The sequence below is a fragment of the Kitasatospora sp. NPDC001309 genome, from assembly GCF_042896295.1.
In the GTDB taxonomy this organism is placed as follows: domain Bacteria; phylum Actinomycetota; class Actinomycetes; order Streptomycetales; family Streptomycetaceae; genus Kitasatospora.
Map to the genome: position 1 here is coordinate 67,690 of NZ_JBIAXC010000044.1, position 17,190 is coordinate 84,879.

Annotated in this window: 15 protein-coding genes; 7 read left to right on the forward strand and 8 right to left on the reverse strand. The window is 74.0% G+C overall.

Annotation, left to right across the window (positions count from 1 at the left end):
- Positions 1–6 precede the first annotated feature (6 nt).
- The 4 genes from ACFY2K_RS33650 (at position 7) to ACFY2K_RS33665 (ending at position 6,551) form a co-directional block, all read left to right on the forward strand.
- On the forward strand, positions 7–2,289 hold the full coding sequence (locus tag ACFY2K_RS33650) for an NHLP family bacteriocin export ABC transporter peptidase/permease/ATPase subunit (RefSeq protein ID WP_375892842.1): 2,283 nt from the start codon (positions 7–9) through the stop codon (positions 2,287–2,289).
- A complete protein-coding gene (locus ACFY2K_RS33655) occupies positions 2,286–5,198 on the forward strand; it encodes an NHLP bacteriocin export ABC transporter permease/ATPase subunit (protein WP_387716437.1) in 2,913 nt (970 codons plus the stop codon). Before ACFY2K_RS33650 ends, ACFY2K_RS33655 begins: the two co-directional genes overlap by 4 nt.
- Positions 5,199–5,222: 24 nt before the next feature.
- Complete coding sequence (locus ACFY2K_RS33660) at positions 5,223–5,585, forward strand: YciI family protein (protein ID WP_375892839.1); 363 nt, start codon at positions 5,223–5,225, stop codon at positions 5,583–5,585.
- Between the two features lie 246 nt (positions 5,586–5,831).
- The gene (locus ACFY2K_RS33665; RefSeq protein WP_375892837.1) at positions 5,832–6,551 is read left to right on the forward strand and encodes a G1 family glutamic endopeptidase; all 720 of its coding nucleotides are present in this window, start codon (positions 5,832–5,834) and stop codon (positions 6,549–6,551) included.
- Positions 6,552–6,608: 57 nt separating this feature from the next.
- Here the strand turns inward: ACFY2K_RS33665 and ACFY2K_RS33670 are convergent, their stop codons facing one another.
- From ACFY2K_RS33670 to ACFY2K_RS33705, 8 genes are all read right to left on the reverse strand, one after another.
- The gene (locus ACFY2K_RS33670; protein ID WP_380644488.1) at positions 6,609–7,802 is read right to left on the reverse strand and encodes an MFS transporter; all 1,194 of its coding nucleotides are present in this window, start codon (positions 7,800–7,802) and stop codon (positions 6,609–6,611) included.
- A 79-nt stretch (positions 7,803–7,881) separates the two neighbouring features.
- Positions 7,882–8,655, reverse strand: a complete 774-nt coding sequence (locus ACFY2K_RS33675) for an alpha/beta fold hydrolase (RefSeq protein ID WP_380531759.1) — start codon at positions 8,653–8,655, stop codon at positions 7,882–7,884.
- Positions 8,645–9,586, reverse strand: a complete 942-nt coding sequence (locus ACFY2K_RS33680; protein WP_375892832.1) for a Rieske 2Fe-2S domain-containing protein — start codon at positions 9,584–9,586, stop codon at positions 8,645–8,647. The genes ACFY2K_RS33675 and ACFY2K_RS33680 overlap by 11 nt, the downstream gene beginning before the upstream one ends.
- A gap of 11 nt (positions 9,587–9,597) precedes the next feature.
- Positions 9,598–10,857, reverse strand: coding sequence for a flavin monoamine oxidase family protein (locus ACFY2K_RS33685; protein ID WP_387716440.1), 1,260 nt, complete (start codon positions 10,855–10,857; stop codon positions 9,598–9,600).
- Positions 10,854–12,041 carry a cytochrome P450 gene (locus ACFY2K_RS33690; RefSeq protein ID WP_380644490.1) on the reverse strand — a complete coding sequence of 396 codons (1,188 nt, stop codon included), beginning with the start codon at positions 12,039–12,041 and terminating at the stop codon, positions 10,854–10,856. Before ACFY2K_RS33690 ends, ACFY2K_RS33685 begins: the two co-directional genes overlap by 4 nt.
- A 19-nt stretch (positions 12,042–12,060) precedes the next feature.
- Positions 12,061–12,921: an ABC transporter permease gene (locus tag ACFY2K_RS33695; RefSeq protein WP_375892827.1), complete on the reverse strand. Its 861-nt coding sequence runs from the start codon at positions 12,919–12,921 to the stop codon at positions 12,061–12,063.
- Positions 12,918–13,910: an ABC transporter ATP-binding protein gene (locus ACFY2K_RS33700; RefSeq protein ID WP_375892825.1), complete on the reverse strand. Its 993-nt coding sequence runs from the start codon at positions 13,908–13,910 to the stop codon at positions 12,918–12,920. The genes ACFY2K_RS33695 and ACFY2K_RS33700 overlap by 4 nt, the downstream gene beginning before the upstream one ends.
- Before the next feature lie 93 nt (positions 13,911–14,003).
- Entirely contained in the window at positions 14,004–14,372 is a 369-nt protein-coding gene (locus ACFY2K_RS33705; RefSeq protein ID WP_223886012.1) for a hypothetical protein, read from the reverse strand.
- 337 nt (positions 14,373–14,709) lie between these two features.
- On the opposite strand from ACFY2K_RS33705, the gene ACFY2K_RS33710 reads away from it, so the two are divergent.
- From ACFY2K_RS33710 to ACFY2K_RS33720, 3 genes are read left to right on the forward strand one after another with little or no spacing between them, the layout of a single operon-like run.
- Positions 14,710–16,038 (forward strand): cytochrome P450, encoded by a 1,329-nt coding sequence (locus ACFY2K_RS33710; RefSeq protein WP_387716442.1) that lies wholly within the window; start codon positions 14,710–14,712, stop codon positions 16,036–16,038.
- Positions 16,035–16,880 carry a class I SAM-dependent methyltransferase gene (locus ACFY2K_RS33715; protein ID WP_375892823.1) on the forward strand — a complete coding sequence of 282 codons (846 nt, stop codon included), beginning with the start codon at positions 16,035–16,037 and terminating at the stop codon, positions 16,878–16,880. The genes ACFY2K_RS33710 and ACFY2K_RS33715 overlap by 4 nt, the downstream gene beginning before the upstream one ends.
- A 59-nt stretch (positions 16,881–16,939) precedes the next feature.
- On the forward strand, positions 16,940–17,125 hold the full coding sequence (locus tag ACFY2K_RS33720; protein ID WP_360237855.1) for a hypothetical protein: 186 nt from the start codon (positions 16,940–16,942) through the stop codon (positions 17,123–17,125).
- The last annotated feature ends 65 nt before the right edge of the window (positions 17,126–17,190 follow it).

Here is a 17,190-nt window from a genome sequence, read left to right on the forward strand (position 1 = left end):
GCACCGATGACCGCCACCGTCCCGGAGAGCACCCGGGCCTCCGCCCCCGTGCCGGAACCGGACCCCGAGAAGCCGAAGCGCCGCCGCGGCCGCCCCACCCGGGCGGCCGCGCCGCGGCGCTGGCGGCACGCCGTCCCCACCGTCCTGCAGATGGAGTCGGTGGAGTGCGGCGCCGCCAGCCTCGCCATGATCCTCGGCTACCACGGCCGCTGGGTCCCGCTGGAGGACCTGCGCGGCGTCTGCGGGGTCTCCCGCGACGGCGCCCGCGCCTCCACCCTGCTGAACGCCGCCCGCACCTACGGGCTCACCGCCCGCGGCTACCAGACCGAGGCCGAGAAGCTCCGCGATCTCGACGGCCCGGTCATCATCTTCTGGGCCTTCCAGCACTTCATGGTCGTCGAGGGCATCCGCACCCGGTACGGCCGCACCGTCGTCGCCGTCAACGACCCGGCCAGCGGCCCCCGGCTGATGGAGTGGGACGAGTTCGACTCCGGCTTCACCGGCATCGTGCTCTCCTTCGAGAAGGGCCCCGACTTCGAGCCCGGCGGCGACAAGGGCGGCATCGGCCCCGCCCTGCTCGAACGCCGGCTCCCGACCGGGCGCGCCATGCCGCTGGTGCTGCTCGCCAGCCTGCTGCTGGTGCTGCCCGGCATCGCGATCCCCGCCTACACCCGGGTGTTCATCGACCGGGTCCTGACCGGCAGCGGGAGCGGCTACCTCCTGCCGCTGCTGGCCGCCATGACCGGCACCGCCGTCGTCGTCTTCGTGCTGACCTCCGTCCAGCGGCACTACCTGCTGCGGATCGAGATCCGGATGGGGCTGGTCAGCTCGGCCCGGTTCTTCCGCCACCTGCTGCGGCTGCCGGTCGACTTCTTCCTCCAGCGCCGCCCCGCCGAGGTCGCCAAGCGGGTGTCCGGCAACGACGTGGTCGCCGAGATCCTCTCCCGCGACCTCGCGCTCACCGTGATCAACCTCGGCCTGGTGCTGTTCTACGCGGCAGTGCTGATCCGCTACGACATCCTGCTCGGCCTCGTCGGCGTCGGCATGGCGCTGCTCAACGTGGTCGTGCTGCAGGCCGTCGCCCGGGCCCGCACCGACGCCGTGGCCGCGCTGCGCACCGACCGCGGCAACCTCACCGCGACCACCTTCACCACCCTCTCGCTGATCGAGACCGTCAAGGCCACCGGCGCCGAGCAGGACGCCTTCGGCCGCTGGGCCGGCTTCCTCGCCAAGGTCGTCACCGCCAAGCAGAAGCTCGGCATCCCCAGCGCCGTGCTCACCGTGGTGCCGCCGATGCTCGCCGCGCTCAACAGCGGGCTGATCCTGCTGGTCGGCGGCCAGCGGGTGGTGGACGGCGCGATGAGCGTCGGCATCCTGGTCTCCTTCCAGACCCTGCTGGCCGCGCTCAGCCGCCCCGTCACCCAGCTCACCAACCTGGGCGGCCGGCTCCAGGACGTCACCGCCGACATCAAGCGGCTGTACGACGTCGAGCGCTACCCGGTGGCCGCCGCCTTCGCCCGGCCCGAACCGCCCGCCGGGCCCAAGCTCGACGGCACCCTGGAGTTCGAGGACGTCCGCTTCGGCTACAGCCCGCTCTCCGAGCCGATCATCAAGGACCTCAGCCTGACCGTCGTCCCCGGCCGCCGGGTCGCCGTGGTCGGCGGCTCCGGCAGCGGCAAGTCCACCCTGGGCCGGCTGCTCACCGGCCTGTACGCCCCGTGGTCCGGCCGGATCCTGCTGGACGGGCGGCCGCGCGAGGAGATCTCCCGCACCGTGCTGGCCTCCTCGCTGGCCTACGTCGACCAGGACATCTCGCTGTTCGAGGGCACCGTCCGGGACAACCTGACGCTCTGGAACGAGGACGTCCCCGACGAGGCGGTCACCGCCGCGCTGCGCGACGCCGCCGTCTTCGACACCGTGATGACCCGCCCCGGCGGCATCCACAGCCCGGTCCTGGAGGGCGGCCGCAACTTCAGCGGCGGCCAGCGCCAACGGCTGGAACTGGCCCGGGCGCTGGCCGGCGAGCCCACCCTGCTGGTGCTCGACGAGGCGACCAGCGCGCTCGACCCGGAGACCGAGCGGGTGATCATGGACAACCTGCGCCGCCGCGGCTGCGCCTGCCTGATCATCGCCCACCGGCTCTCCACCGTCCGCGACGCCGACGAGATCATCGTGCTGCACGAGGGCTCCATCGTCGAACGCGGCACCCACGACGAGCTGTTGGCGCTCGGCGGGCACTACACGGCGCTGATCGAGTCCGCGCGCCGCGAGGAGGAGGACGAACTGTGAGTCTGTCCACCGAGGCGTTCTCGCCCGTCCTCACCGGGGCGGCCGAGTCGCGCTCCGACCGCTACCTCGTGCTGGACGACCCCGGGCAGCTGCTGCTGGTCCGCTCCGGGGCCGTCGACCTGTTCGCCGTCCACCTCGACTCCGGTGCGCCCCGGGGGCGTTGGCACTTCCTCTGCCGGATCGAGGCGGGCACCCTGGTGCCCGGCGCGGCCGCCGACGGGGCCCGCCGGGGCATCGTCGCCCGCCCGGTGCTCGGCGCCGACGCGGCCTTCCTCGCCGCCTCCCGGGTCGAGGCGCTGTCCGCCGACCGGAGCCGGGACCAGGACGGACCGCGGCTCGCCGCCGACCAGTTCCTGGCCGGCCTCGCCCGCGGCCTCACCGCGCTGGCCGGCGCGCTGCGCGACACCCTGCCGCCGCGCGAGTTCACCCCGCTCGACCCGGCCGGGCCGACCGCCCTCAAGAAGGGCCAGGCCCTGCGCTCGGTGGACGGCCTCCAGTGGGTGCGGGTCGAGCAGGGCGGCGTCGAGGCGCCCGAGGGCGCGACCGGCGAACTCACCGAGGGCGCCGAGGTCCTGCTGACCGAACGGGACTGGCTGGTCGCCACCGGCCCGGCCACCGTACGGGCCCGCTCCCCGCGCGAACTGCTCGACCGGGGCGGCCTCTGGGAGCGTCTGGCCGACCACTGCGGGCGACTGCTGGACACCGTCGACCGCCGGATCGAGGGCCGCCGCGGCACCGAGACGGAACAGATCGCCACCCGCCAGGAGCGCGACGCCGGCACCCTCGCCGACTCCGCGCGCGGCTTCGAGACCATCCTGCGCGACACCTCCTCCCGGCTGCGGATCGGCGACGCCACCGGCGACGAGCCCACCCTGGCCGCGGCCCGGCTGGTCGCCGCCCACGAGGGCTTCGGCGTCACCGCCCCGGTGGCCGGGACCGGCCACCACCACCGGCTGGACCGGCTCCAGGCGATCGCCCTGGCCTCGCACGTGCGCACCCGCTCCGTCCGGCTGGACGGCACCTGGTGGCGGGACGACCTCGGCGCGATGGTCGGCTACCGCAAGGCCGGAGCGCCCGTCGCCCTGCTGCCGCTCGGCACCGGCTACGTGCTCGCCGAGGGCGGCGCCGTCACCCCGCTGACCCCGAAGCTCGCCGCCGAACTGCAGAACAAGGCCACCGTGCTGTACCGGCCGCTGCCCTCCGCCGTCCGGTCCGTCTCCGCCCTGCTCCGCTTCGGCCTGCGCAACAACCGCCAGGACCTGTGGATGTTCACCGGGATGGCCGCCCTGGTCGCGCTGATCGGGCTGCTCGTCCCGATCATGACCGGCGAGGTGCTGGGCACCTTCGTCGCCCATGCCCAGCGCAACCTGATCACCGAGGGCGCGCTGGTCGTGATCGGCTCCGCGATGGCCGTCGCCGCCCTCTCCATCGTGCAGAACATCGCCGTGCTGCGGATCGAGAGCCGCTCCACGGCCGCGATGCAGGTCGGCGTCTGGACCAGGCTGCTCTCGCTGCCCGCGCCGTTCTTCGCCAACTACTCCACCGGCGAACTCGGCACCACCGTGCTCGGCGTCAGCGCCGCCCAGGAGACCCTCTCCGGGATGATGACCACGGCGACCCTCGGGCTGCTGACCGGCCTCGCCAACCTCGTCCTGGTCTACTTCTACGACCTGCGCCTGGCCGGCCTGGCCACCCTGCTGGTGCTGGTCGGCGTGGGCGTCGGCCTGGCCGCCGGCCGGCTGGAGGTCCGCTGGCAGCGCCGGCTGTACTCCCACGAGCAGGCCACCTCCGCCCGGGTCTTCCAACTCCTGACCGCCGTGCCCAAGTTGCGGGTCACCGCCGCCGAGGACCGGGTGTTCGGGGTGTGGGCCGCCGAACTCGGCAAGGGCCGCGGCCTGGCCGCCTCCTCCCGCCGGGTGCAGAACGCCGTCACCACCTTCAACGCGGGCTTCCCGCTGGTCTGTTCGGTGGTGGTCTTCGGCGTGATCGCCGGGCCGCTGGACGGCGACGTCCCGGTGCCGGTCTTCCTGTCCTTCTTCACCGCCTTCAACCTGCTGATCGCCTCCAGCCTCCAGTTCACCTCCGCGGCCGTCACCGCCATGGGCGTGGTGCCGATGCTGGAACGGCTGCGGCCGATCCTGGAGGAGAAGCCCGAGGTCGACGACAGCAAGGCCGACCCGGGCGACCTCTCCGGGCGCCTCGGCCTCAGCCACGTGACCTTCCGCTACGGGGAGGACGGCCCGGCCGCCCTCCAGGACGTCACCCTCGCCATCGAGCCCGGCGAGTTCGTCGCCGTGGTCGGGCCGTCCGGCAGCGGCAAGTCCACCGTGCTGCGGCTGCTGCTCGGCTTCGAGCGCCCCGAGAGCGGCACCGTGCTCTACGACGGCCAGGACCTCGGCGAGCTGGAGGTCTCCGCGGTCCGGCGCCAGTGCGGGGTGGTCCTGCAGAACGGCGCCCTGCTCGCCGGGGACATCAAGGCCAACATCGTCGGCTCCACCAACCACACCCTGGACGACGCCTGGGCCGCCGCCGAGATGGCCGGCATCGACAAGGACATCGCCGCCATGCCGATGGGCATGAACACCGTCCTGTCCGAGGGCACCAGCACGCTCAGCGGCGGCCAGCGGCAGCGCCTGATGATCGCCCGGGCCCTCGTCTCCCGGCCCCGCATCGTCTTCTTCGACGAGGCCACCAGCGCCCTGGACAACCCGACCCAGCGGCTCGTCACCGAGTCCACCCGAAGACTCAACGCCACCCGGGTGGTGATCGCCCACCGACTGTCCACGGTCGCCGAGGCCGACCGGATCATCGTGATGGACCAGGGCCGGGTGGTGCAGCAGGGCCGGTACGAGGAGTTGTTGGCCGACCGGGACGGGCTGTTCGCCCGGCTGGCGAGCCGACAGATGTAGCAGTTGGACGGAGAAGAGAGAACGATGGAATACACCCTGCTCATTCACGGCGACGAGCGGGTCTGGAACGGACTGAGCGAGGCCGAGCAGGCCGAACTCGACGCCGCCCACGCGCGGTTCGGCCGCGCCCTGCACGACGCGGGGGTGACGGTGCGGTACGGCGGCGGCCTGCGCCGCAGTTGCAGCGCCCGCCTCGTCGTGCCCGGCGGCAACCCCGGCGGCCCGCAGACCCCGGTCTCGGACGGCCCCTACCGCGAGGGCCACGAGCACCTCGGCGGGCTCTGGGTGATCGACGTGGCCGACGAGGCCGAGGCGGTCGCCTGGGCCCGCTGGATGCCGGCCGCCCCCGGCGACCTGGTCGAGGTCCGCCCGGTCCGGGTGACCTGATCCCCTTCCGCCCCGGTCCGTACCGCGCCCCGTCGAGCAACTGCCGCCGGGGCGCGGCCCGTTGGGTCCGTGGACGGATCGTCAAGAAGTGCACCCGACAGTGCAATGGCTTGGCCAACCTTCCCCCTGATCCTCTTGCCCCGGTCATGACAGTCAGCTCAAGCTGTACTGCCACCCGCCAACGGCCGCCCCCACGGCCCTCGTTGGCGTGTGCGCTCCTGTTCGTCCCCTCACGAAGGAGCCACCATGCGCAGATTCCTGGTCCGCGTCGTCACCCTCGCGGCCGCCGCCACCTCGCTGGCCGCCCCCGCCGCCCCCAGCACCGCGGCAGCCGTCCAGGGGCTCGCCTTCCGCCCCCTCTCGTACAACACCAACGGCTACAACTGGGGCGGTTACGCCGCCCAGGGCAGCGGTTTCAGCTCGGTCGCGGCCTCCTGGACCGAGCCCGACGCGACCTGCAACTCCAGCAACGACCTCTACGCCCCGTGGGTCGGCATCGACGGGTACGGCTCCTCCAGCGTGGAGCAGACCGGCGTCGCGACCGACTGCTCCAGCGGCAGCCCGGTCGACCAGGCCTGGTACGAGATGTACCCGGCCGCCCCGGTCTACCTGAGCCTCAGCTCGTACCCGGTGTCGGCCGGCGACCACATCAGCGCCTCGGTGACCTACGCCGGCAGCAGCCGGTACACCCTCAAGCTGACCGACTCCTCCAAGGGCTGGACCTACACCACCACCAAGTCCACCAGCGCCCAGCGGACCAGCGCCGAGGTCATCATCGAGTCGCCGACCGGCGCCTACCCCGACTTCGGGACCCTGAACTTCACCTCGGCCACCGTCAACGGCAAGTCCCTCGGCTCCGCCGGCCCGGTCGCCCTCGACCCCAGCTCCAACGCCGGCTACGAGGCCACCACCGGCGGCCTCGGCTCCGGCGGCACCAGCTTCAGCGAGACCTTCCTCCAGGAGTAGCGCCCCCCGGTACCGGAGCGGGAAGTCGGTGGGGCCGACTTCCCGCTCCTCGGGCTTTCAGGCAGTGGCGACGGACCGCGGGGCGAGCTGCGCCACCACCGCGGCGGCGAGCGCCAGGCACCCGCCGACCACCATCACCGCGGACGGCGACCAGGCGTCGACGACCGCGCCGCCGGCCAGGGCGCCGAGCGAGATCGTGGCCTGGAAGGAGGACGTGAACACCACCGTGGCCGCCTCCGGCGCCTGCGGGGCCGCGCGGACGAACCAGCTCTGGACGCAGACCGGGACGGCGCCGTAGGCGAGGCCCCACACGACGAGCAGCGGCACCGCCCCCGTCAAGGACCTCCCGAAGGCCGGGAGCAGCAGGACGGCGGCCGCGAGCAGGCCGGTCGCGAGGGTGAGGGCGGCCCGGCTCCGGCCCGCCCGCAGTCCGCCGGCGAAGTTGCCCGCCACACCGGCGACCCCGTAGACCAGCAGGAGCGCGGAGACGGCCCCCGGCCCGGCGTGCGTCACGTCCTCCAGGAACGGCGTGACATAGGTGTACGTGCCGAAGTGGGCGGTCACCAGGAGGAGGGTGACGGCGAGGCCGGCGAGGACGGGCCCGGTGCGGAGCAGCCCGCACAGCACGGCGGGGCGGGTGGGCGTCTGCGGCGGCAGCGGGGGCAGGGTCACGGCGAGGGCGGCGGCCACGGCGAGGCTCAGCAGCGCCATGGCCGCGAACGCGGCCCGCCACCCGGCCAGGTGGCCGAGGAGGACCCCGGCGGGTACGCCGAGGACCGACCCCAGCGGGACCGCCGAGAAGATGACGGAGTTGGCCCGCCCCTGCCGCCGCACGCCGACCAGGCGCGGGGCGAGCCCGGCGCCGAGCGACCAGAACGCGCCGATGACGACCCCGAGCACCACCCGGGCGGTGAGCACCGCCCAGTAGCCGGGGGCGAGCGCGGTGAGGAGGCCGGCGAGGGCGAGGGCGAGCATGAGGCCGCAGAGCACCGCGCGCCGGTCGGCCCGCCGGACGGCGACCGTGACGGCCGGGGCGGCGACGGCCGCGACGGCGCCCGGCAGGGTCATCATCAGCCCGGCGGTGCCGTCCGAGATCCGGAAGGTGGCGCCGATCGGGGTGAGCAGGCCGACCGGCAGGATCTCGGTGGTGACGATGGCGAAGATCCCCGTCGTGACGGCGACGACGGCCGGCCAACCCCGTTCGGGCGCAGGGGCGGTGGCGGGCGGGGTGGGGTGGAGGGTGGTGGACACGCGACCAGTCCAGCAGCGGACCGGTCGCGGGGCTGGCGTGAATGCGACCTGGACGGTCGGGGGTTCGGGCGAGGACGGTTCAGGCGAGGTGGGCGGCGAGCAACTCGGCGCAGGCGTCGGGGCGTTCGAGCAGCGGGAGGTGGCCGGTCTCGGCCAGGGTCGCCAGCCGGCAGTCCGGGACGGTGTCGCGCAGCAGTCGGGCGTTGCGGGTGAAGGCGGGCATGTCCTCGTCGCCGAGGACGACCAGGGTGCGGGCGGTGATCCGGCGCAGGTCGTCCACCGTGTGCCGGTGGGCGGTGAGGGCGTCCATGGCGCGGTTGCCGAGTTCGGCCCAGCTGTGCCGGGCGACCACCTCCCGCAGGGCCGCGCGGAGTTCGGGGTGGCGCCGGGTGCCGGTGAAGATGTCCGGCGGGGACTGCATCCAGAGGTCGGCGAGCTGGTCGCCGGGGCCGACCATGCGGTGGAGCATGGACAGCTGCTGGTAGCGGACCCGGGCGGAGTCCTCGTTGGGGGTGCCGGCCAGGGTGGGGGCGGCGAGGACCAGGCGGTCGAGCGACCCGGGCTCCTGGAAGGCGAGTTGGAGGGCCGAGACGGAGCCGAAGGAGAGGCCGACCAGTCGGCGGGCGCCGGTGTCCGCCGCCACCTCGGCCAGTTGCCCGGCCAGGGCCGGGAGCGTCAGCCCCGGCAGGAGCGGGGCGGAGCCGCCGTGGCCGGGCAGGTCGACGCCGATGTGGGTGAAGCCGGGGAGGCGGTCCCACAGCGGCTGCCAGGTGGTGGAGTCCATGGTGTAGCCGTGGATCCACAGCACGGCCGGGCCGTCACCCTGGCGGTGGAGGTGCAGGTCAGTCGTCAAGTCGGGCTCCGAAGTCGGCGCAGAAGCGGCGGAAGGCGAGCACCGGCTCGTCGCGGGCGTCGTAGCGCGGGGTCATGGTGTGGTCCAGGTGCTCCCAGACCACCTTGTCCTCGGCGAGCGCCTTCTCACTGCCGCCGAGCAGGGCCGGCAGCGCCGCCCGCTGGTCCTCGCGCACGCCGATGGCGACCCGGGCGACGCAGCCGCCGTCCCCGGTCGGGACGGAGCCGGTGACGATGACCTGCCGGGTCTCGGGCGGGCCGAACTCGGTGACCACCACGTGGGGGCTGAACGCCTGGGCGTGGAAGCGCGGCTTGAAGTCCCAGCGGACCCGGCCGGTGCGCACCGCCTCCCAGCGGATCTCCTCCAGCGTGCGGGCGTCCTGCCAGGGCGAGGTCTGCATCAGGAACTCGCCCTCGATGACGAGCTCGCCGTGCTCGCCCGCCCGGGTGGCCATCCCCCGGTTGCCGGGGACGCCGTGCACGGCCTTGAAGTGGTCCGGGTCGAAGGCGTTCTCGACGACGTACTCGGGCGGCACCGCGACCGGCAGGGCGACGGCCGCGACCAGCGGGTACTCGTCCTGCCAGCCCCGGACCGCCCGCTCGAAGCCGCGGTCGCCGTCCGGGTGGTCGGAGAGCCGGACGAACACGGCGTCGCCCCACTCCAGCACCCGGTGCTCGGCGACGGACCAGTGCTTGGACGGGTCGCCGAGGCCGATCCGCTTGCCGTGGAAGGGGCAGACCACGCAGTCGCCCTCGCGCCGCCCGCCGTAGCCCAGGTGGGCGCCGCGGTGCGGGCAGTTGGCGTCCAGGACGCGGACCCGCCCGCCCTCGCGGACGGCGATCAGGCGGCGCGCTCCGATCGCCAACGGGGTGATGTCGTCGGCCAGTTCGGATCGGAAGGCCAGCAGGTACCAGCCGTGGTGCACGGTCATCGGGCTCACGTTCATCGGGTGGCGTTCATCGGAGTTCGTTCATCGGACGGCGCCCGTCGGAGTGCCTTGAGGACTTGTTCCGCGGCCCGCTCGCCGCTCGCCAGGGCGCCCTGCACCCAGGGCAGCTGCTCACCCGCGACGGTCGCCTCACCGGCGAGGAAGAGGGTGTCGTCGACCGGTTCGGCCCAGCGCCGGGCGGCGTCCTCCAGCCCGGCCCGGGGGGCGGTGAACGCCCCTCCCGCGTACGGGTCCTGGCCCCAGTCGGCGACCGCGGTGTCCAGGACGGCGGCGCCGGACGTCCAGGGCAGGGCGGTGGCGAGCAGGGCGGCCAGGGCCGTGCGGTCGGCGACGGCCGCGCGCAGCGACGCGGCGGCCCCCGCCTTGGCGACCACCAGCACCTCGGGGCGCCCGGCGGCGCAGCGGGTGAAGCCGGTGCGGCCGTCCACATCGAAGACGATCACGGTGTCGGGCGCGGGCCGGTCCAGGGTGACCACGGCGCAGCAGCCGTCCCCGGCGGGCAGCCCGGCGGCGGCGGCGAGCTTGGCCGCGGGCAGCCCGGCGATGCCGCCGAGGGCGGCCGGGGGGACGGTGAGGACGACGGCGCGGGCGACCGCGCCCCCGGCGTCCGTCCGTACCGTGGCCCGGCCCGGCTCGTACGACAACTCCCGCACCACCGAGCCGAGTCGGACGTCCAGGCCGTCGGCGAGCCGTTCGGTCAGCCGGGCGAAGCCGCCGTCGACGGCGTACTCGCCCTCGCCGGCGGTGTCCCCGCGGTGCGCGGCGGCGACCCCGGCGGCGCTGAGCCGCTCCGGGTCGGTGGCCCAGTTCTGCCGGAACCACTCGGTGGCGGCCGCGGCCTCGGCGCCGGTGCTGCCGCACGCGCGCAGCCAGCTGCCGACGGACAGGCCGGTGACGCCGGGGGTGCGCCGCAGCGCCGCCTCCAGCAGCCAGGGTGCGCGGCGGCCGGCGCTCAGCGCGCCCATCGACCGCTCGGCGCCGTCCTCGACGATCCGGGCGGTGACCCGGCGCGGGACGGCGCCGGTGCTCCCCGGTCCGAGCAGCTCGTGCACCGGGTTCCGGTCCCCGTGCACGACCTGGGCGCCGAGTTCCAGCGGCGGGCCGCCGTTCCCGGGCCGGAAGGTGTGGATCCGCCCGCCGAGCCGTTCCCGGGCCTCGTGCACCACGACCCGCAGACCCGCCCGGGACAGCAGTCGGGCGCAGGTGAGGCCGGACGCCCCGGCGCCGACCACGATGACGTCGTAGGTGGTCACAGCGCTGCTCCGAGCTCGATCGGGAGGGCCCGCAGTCGGCGGGGGACGAGGCTCTGGTCCCAGTCCGGGGCGCCGTCCGGGCCGCGCAGGGCCGGGAAGCGGCGGACCAGCCGGGGCAGCAGCAGGGCGGCGGTCTGCCGGACCAGCGGGGCGGCCAGGCAGAAGTGCGGGCCGCCGCCGAAGCCGAGGTGGGGGTTGGGGCTGCGGTCGAGGCGGAGCTCGTCCGGGTCGGCGAAGACCTCCGGGTCGCGGTTGGCGGCGGTGAGCACCGCGAGGACCCGGGCGCCGGGCGGCAGCACGCCGCCGGCCAGTTCGACCCGGTCGGTGGTGACCCGGGCGGTGAACGGGATCGGGGCCTCCAGCCGGAGCAGTTCGTCCACCGCGAGGCGGGCGAGGTCCTCGTCGGCGGCGGCGAGCCGGGCGACGGCCGGGCGGTCGGGCAGCAGCAGGTGCAGCGCGTTGCCGATGAACTCGGCGAGCGGCTGCCAGCCGCCGATCACGGCGAGGTTGAGGACGCCGAGCATCTCGGCGCGGCTGAGCCGGTCGTCGGCGGCCAGGGCGGCCAGCGGGACGTCCCGGTCCCGGACCCGGCCGGTGTGCCCGTCCAGGTAGTGGGTGAGCGCGGTGGCGGCGCTGCGGCCGAGGGCGGCGCGGGCCGGGGGCACCATCGGGTCGAGGTTGACGGAGGCGGCTCGGGCGAGCGCCTCGAAGCGCCGCAGCTCCGCCGCGGGCAGGCCGAACAGCCGCGCGTACACGGCGGTGGCGAGCGGCCGGCCGAGGTCGGCGACGGCGTCCACCCGCCCGCCGGCCGGCAGCCGGTCGAGCAGCGCGTCCACGTCCTCGGCGAGCCCGTCGGCGAGGGAGCGGACGGCCGCCGGCCCCAGGAGCAGCGCCCCCGGGGCCCGGAGCCGCTGGTGGTCCGGCGGGTCGGTGGTGAGCATGGACGGCGGCAGGGCGTCGTCGCGGGCGCGTTCCCGCTGGCCCTGGGCGGCGGAGAAGCGCGGGTCGCGCAGCACCGTCGCGCAGTCGGCGTGCGCGGTGACCAGCCAGAGCCGGGACGCCGGGTCGTGGTGGACCGGGTCGTTGGCCCGGAGCCACCGGTACGCCGGGTGCGGGTTCGCCCGCCCGGCGGGGGCGAACGGGTGGATCAGGTGGTCCGGCAGGCGCACCGGTGCCGTCGTCATGTTCCAGCTCCGAGGGGTCTCAGCGGACCTTGGGTCCGCGCCAGCGGAAGGAGAAGGCGGTCAGCACCAGGCCGGCCAGCGACCAGGCGACCAGGACCATCGCGATGTGGCCCAGTTCCCAGTTCCCGGCGGGCTCCACGGCGGTGAAGGAGTCCGGCAGGAAGACCGAGCGGAAGCCCTGGGCCATCCACTTGACCGGGAAGAACGCCGCCACCGTCTGCATCCAGGCGGGGAGTTGGCCGAACGGGAAGAAGACGCCGGAGATGAACTGCAGCACCATGAAGACCGGGGTGACGATCGCCGCCGCGGACCGGCTGTTGGGGATCAGCGCCGAGTAGGCGGCGCCGGCCATCGCACAGGCGACCGTGCCGAGCGCGAGGTCCCAGCCGAGGGTGAACCAGCGTTCCGGGGTGCTGGGCAGCGGCAGCCCGAACAGGGCCAGCGCGATGCCGATCAGCAGCACGGCCTCCAGCGCGGTGGTGACGATGACCCGCACCAGCTTGCCGACGAAGTACGCCGACTTGGGCATCGGGGTCATCGCGAGCCGGCGGACGGTTCCGGTGTCGCGCTCGATCGCGATGTTGATCGCGAGGCCGGAGAAGGAGGTGCTCATCACGCCGGCGGCGATGATGCCGGCCATGAACACCTGCTTGAGGTCGGTGTCGGTGCCGGCCACCTTCCCGGAGAAGATCGAGCCGAAGACGAACAGCAGGATCACCGGGAACATCAGGGTGAAGACCAGCGACTGCTTGTTCCGGAAGAACGCCCGCAGTTCGACCTTGGAACGGGCCGCGGAGGCCCGCCAGACGCCGGGCATCCGTCCGGCGCGCCGGGCTCCGTCGCGGGCCGGCGCGGCGACGGGGGTCTGGGTGAGGGTCATCGGGTCCCCGTCTCGGAGATCAGCTGGCTGTTGTCCGCGCCGCGGTCGGTGCCGTCGGCGTGCTCCCTGATCAGGTCCAGGTACACGTCCTCCAGGGTCGGCCGGTGCACCCGCAGTTCGGGCAGCTCGCCCACCCCTGCCCGGTGCGCCCACGGGACCAGGGCCGCGAGCAGCGCGGTCGGGGCGTGGGTGCCGATCCTGAGCACGCCGTCCGCGCCCACCGGGGCCGGGTCGGCCCCGGGTGGCAACGACGGCAGCGCGCGGCCGGCCAGCTCCGGCGGAATCCGGAAGGAGACCGTGGTCGGAGTCTGCGTTCGGCCGCCGAACTCGGCCAGCGGCCCGCACTGGACCACCCGGCCGGCGACGATCACCGCGGCGCGCTCGCACAGCGCCTCGGCCTCGTCGAGGTAGTGCGTGGTGAGCACGGTGGTACGACCGCGCTCGGAGAAGTAGCGGACCAGGTCCCAGGCCTCCCGGCGAGCCACCGGGTCCAACCCGGTGGTGGGTTCGTCGAGGAAGATCAGGTCCGGGTCGCCGACGATGCCCACCGCGACGTCGAGCCGACGGGCCTGTCCCCCGGAGAGGTCGGTGCTCTGCTTCTTCTCGTGCTTGCCCAGTCCGACCATGTCGATGACCTGGCCGACCGGGAGCGGGTTCGGGTAGAACGCCGCGAAGTGCTCGACCACCTCACGGACCGTCAGGTCCGAGTAGGCACCGGTGGTCTGCGGGACCACTCCGATCCTGGCGCGCCAGTCGCGCCGGTCCTCGGCCGGGTCGCAGCCGAGGACCCGCACGTCACCGCCGGTTCGCTGGCGGACGCCCTCCAGGATTTCGACGGTCGTCGTCTTGCCCGCGCCGTTCGGCCCGAGCAGGGCGAAGACCTCACCCTGGTGGATGTCCAGATCCAGACCCTGGACCGCGTGCCAGTCGCCGTAGCTCTTGCGAAGGCCGCGGACTGAGACGGGGTGTTCCCCGACGGCAGTCGCCACTGTGGATCGCTCCTTGGTGGGGTGATCAGGTCGGCCTGGTCATCAGGTCGACCGGCCGGGCACCTTGCCCGGCTTGCGGGTTTCCCGGCTGGATCAGGTGCAGCAGCAGCACGGGCAGCAGCAGGAGTTGCCGCCGGCCGCGATGTCCGACAGGTCGCCCTCGCTGAGCTCGGCGGTGTCGATCTGCGGGGTCTCCGGGATGTGGAACTCGTAACGGCCGGTCGCCAGACCGATCTCGTACAGCTCGACCTGCACCTCGAGGTTGCCCTCCTGCTCGCCCTCGGCGGCAGTCTGGACGATGACGATCTCGGCGTCGGCCGGGAGCTCCAGGCCGGCCTCGGCGAGGGCGGCGCGGGCGTCGGTCCGCAGGCGGGCCGCGTACTCCTCGCTCGACCAGGCGCTGATCAGGGCGCGGGTGTAGCCGTTGACGAACTCGGCCCGCTTCCTCTGGTCCAAAGCCATGAGAATTTCCTTTTCTCTGGATTCCGGTTGGTCGTCGGCAGGCCTCGGCACTTCCGTGCTTCCCGGCGCTGCCGACGAATGAAGAATGACACGGCCGCAATGGGCCGCCAAGACCTCACTTCCGGTGCCCGGACTAAGTATTGAGCACGTGCGGCGGGTGCGGTAGATTTCAGGCGTCCCGCGCCCTTGAATACGCATCAGAATACGTATCGACATACGCATCCGAATGCGTACGGGGAATTCAGCGGGAAATACGTACGTATGTGTTCGCCGGGCGCGTACGCATTCCGGAAGTCCCGGGTGAGCACCGAGAGGAAACACGGGGGTGGTCCGCACCGTGCCTACGCACACCGTCCCGCCAGGCCCTGCCGACGACATCGACATGGCGCTGATGAGGGAGTCGCCGCTCGACTTCATCACCGGCCTGGCCCGCACCTACGGCGACGTCACCCGGCACCGCGCCGACGGCGACACCGTCTACCTGCTCAACCGGCCCGAGTACGCCCGACACGTCCTCAAGGACAACGGCGCCAACTACACGAAGGAGGGCACCCCGGACGACGCCATGCTGCGCCCGCTGCTCGGCAACGGGCTGCTGACCAGCAACGGCGCCGACTGGGCCCGCCAACGGCACCTCACCGCGCCCGCGTTCCGCCCCAGCGCCGTCCGCACCTTCGACGGCATCGTCACCGACGCCACCGCGCAGATGCTGGAGCGCTGGCGGCCCGCCGTCGAGGCCGGCACCCCGCTGGAGGTGGACCAGCACCTCACCGCGCTCACCCTCGGCATCCTCACCCACGCCATCCTGGGCGCCGACATCGACGGCATCGGCGAGGGCTTCGCCCGCGCGGTGGACGCCGTCAACCGCTGCATCGGCCACTACGTACCGACCCCGGACCCGGACCCGGCCGACACCGCCCGCCGGTACGCCGACTTCGGCCGCGCCCGGGTGTTCCTCAACACCGTCACCCGCACCCTGATCGCCGCCCGCCGCGCGGGCGGGGGCAGCGCGGGGGCGAGCGGCGACCTGCTGGACACCCTGATGTCCAGCCACCACCTGGTCTCCGACGAGGACCTCCGCGACCAGGTGCTGACCATCGTGATGGCCGGCCACGAGACCACCGCCAAGTCCCTGACCTGGACCCTCCACCTGCTCGACCGCCACCCCGAGGAGCTGGCCAAGGTCCAGGAGGAGGTCGACCGCGTCCTCGGCGGCCGCCCGCCGACCGCCGCCGACCTGGCCGCGCTCCCGGCCTGCCGGCGGGCGATCCAGGAGGCCATGCGGCTCTACCCGCCGGTCTGGCTGATCTCCCGCCGGGCCGTCGGGTCCGACGTCATCGGCGGGTACCACGTCGAGCCCGGCACCCTGGTGTGCGTCAGCCAGTGGGTGCTGCACCGCCACCCCGAGTACTGGGACCGGCCGGACGCGTACCTCCCGGACCGCTTCGACGGCGCCGACATGCCCAGCCACCTCTACCTGCCGTTCGGCGGCGGCGACCGGATCTGCGTCGGCCAGCACTTCGCGATGCTGGAGGCCGTCCTGGTGCTCGCCTCCCTGCTCCAGTCCGTCCGGCTGGAGCTGGTCGAGGGCTTCCCGGTCGAACCCGAGGCCCTGGTCACCCTCCGCCCGAAGCACGGCATGACGATGATCGCGAGGCCCCGATGAGCACCTCCGTACGACCGGTCGGCGGTTCCTACGACCCCGCCCGCACCACCGGCGGCGGCCTCGCCGCCGAACTCGACCGGCTGGAGGCGCAGGCCGCGCTCTCCTTCCCCGAGGAACTGCGCATCCTGCGCGAACTCGGCCTCCCCTCGGGCCGCACGGTGCTCGAACTCGGCGCCGGGCCGGGCGCGGTGACCCGCCGGCTGCGCGCCGCGCTGCCCGCCGGCACCGAACTGATCGCCGCCGACATCGACGGCGAACTGCTCGCCCACGCGGCCGGCCCCGGGGTGACCCTGCTGGTCGCCGACGGCGCCGACCTGCCGCTGCCGGACGCGAGCGTGGACTTCGTGCTGCTGCGCTACGTCCTCCAGCACGTGCCCGACCCGGTCGCGGTGCTCGCCGAGGTCCGCCGGGTGCTGCGCCCCGGCGGCACCGTCGCCGTCACCGAGGTCGACTCCGCGCTGTGGGGCGCCGCCGAGCCCTCGTACCCCGAACTCGCGGGCGTGCACGCCAAGATGGCCGCCGCCCAGCGGGCCGACGGCGGCGACCGCTCGATCGGGCGCCGGCTCCCCCGGCTGCTGCGCGCGGCCGGCTTCGAACAGCCGGTGCTGCGCCCCTTCGCCACCACCAACGACGACCACCCGACCGACGCCTTCGCCCCGCAGCTCGGCCCGCGGCGCCTGGAGCCGCTGGTCGCCCGGGGCGTCCTCTCGCTGGCCGAACTCGCCCTCGCGGCGGACCGCTGGAACCGCTTCCGGTCGGACCCCGACGCCTGGGTGATGCTGCTCGGCCTCACCGCCGCCGCGACCGCACCCGCGGGCCGCGGACCGCAGGAAACCGCCTGACCGCAGGAAACCGCCCGACCGCACCACACCCCTCCCGGAAACCGGAAAGGACCACCTCCATGCACCCCAAGGTGAAGATCTTCATCACCATCTTCTGCTACATCAGCGCCGTCGCCGGCCTGGTCACCGCCGTGATGGACGCCAGCCACAAGCCCGCCGACACCACCTCCGCGGTGGTCGCCGGCGTGCTCGGGGTCGCCTTCCTGCTGGGCGGCCTGGCGCTGACCCGGAAGCCGCGCTACTGACGATGGCACCCGGTGGCTTAGCAGCGGGAAAGGGTCGGGGGGTGGGGCTTCGAAAAGCCCCACCC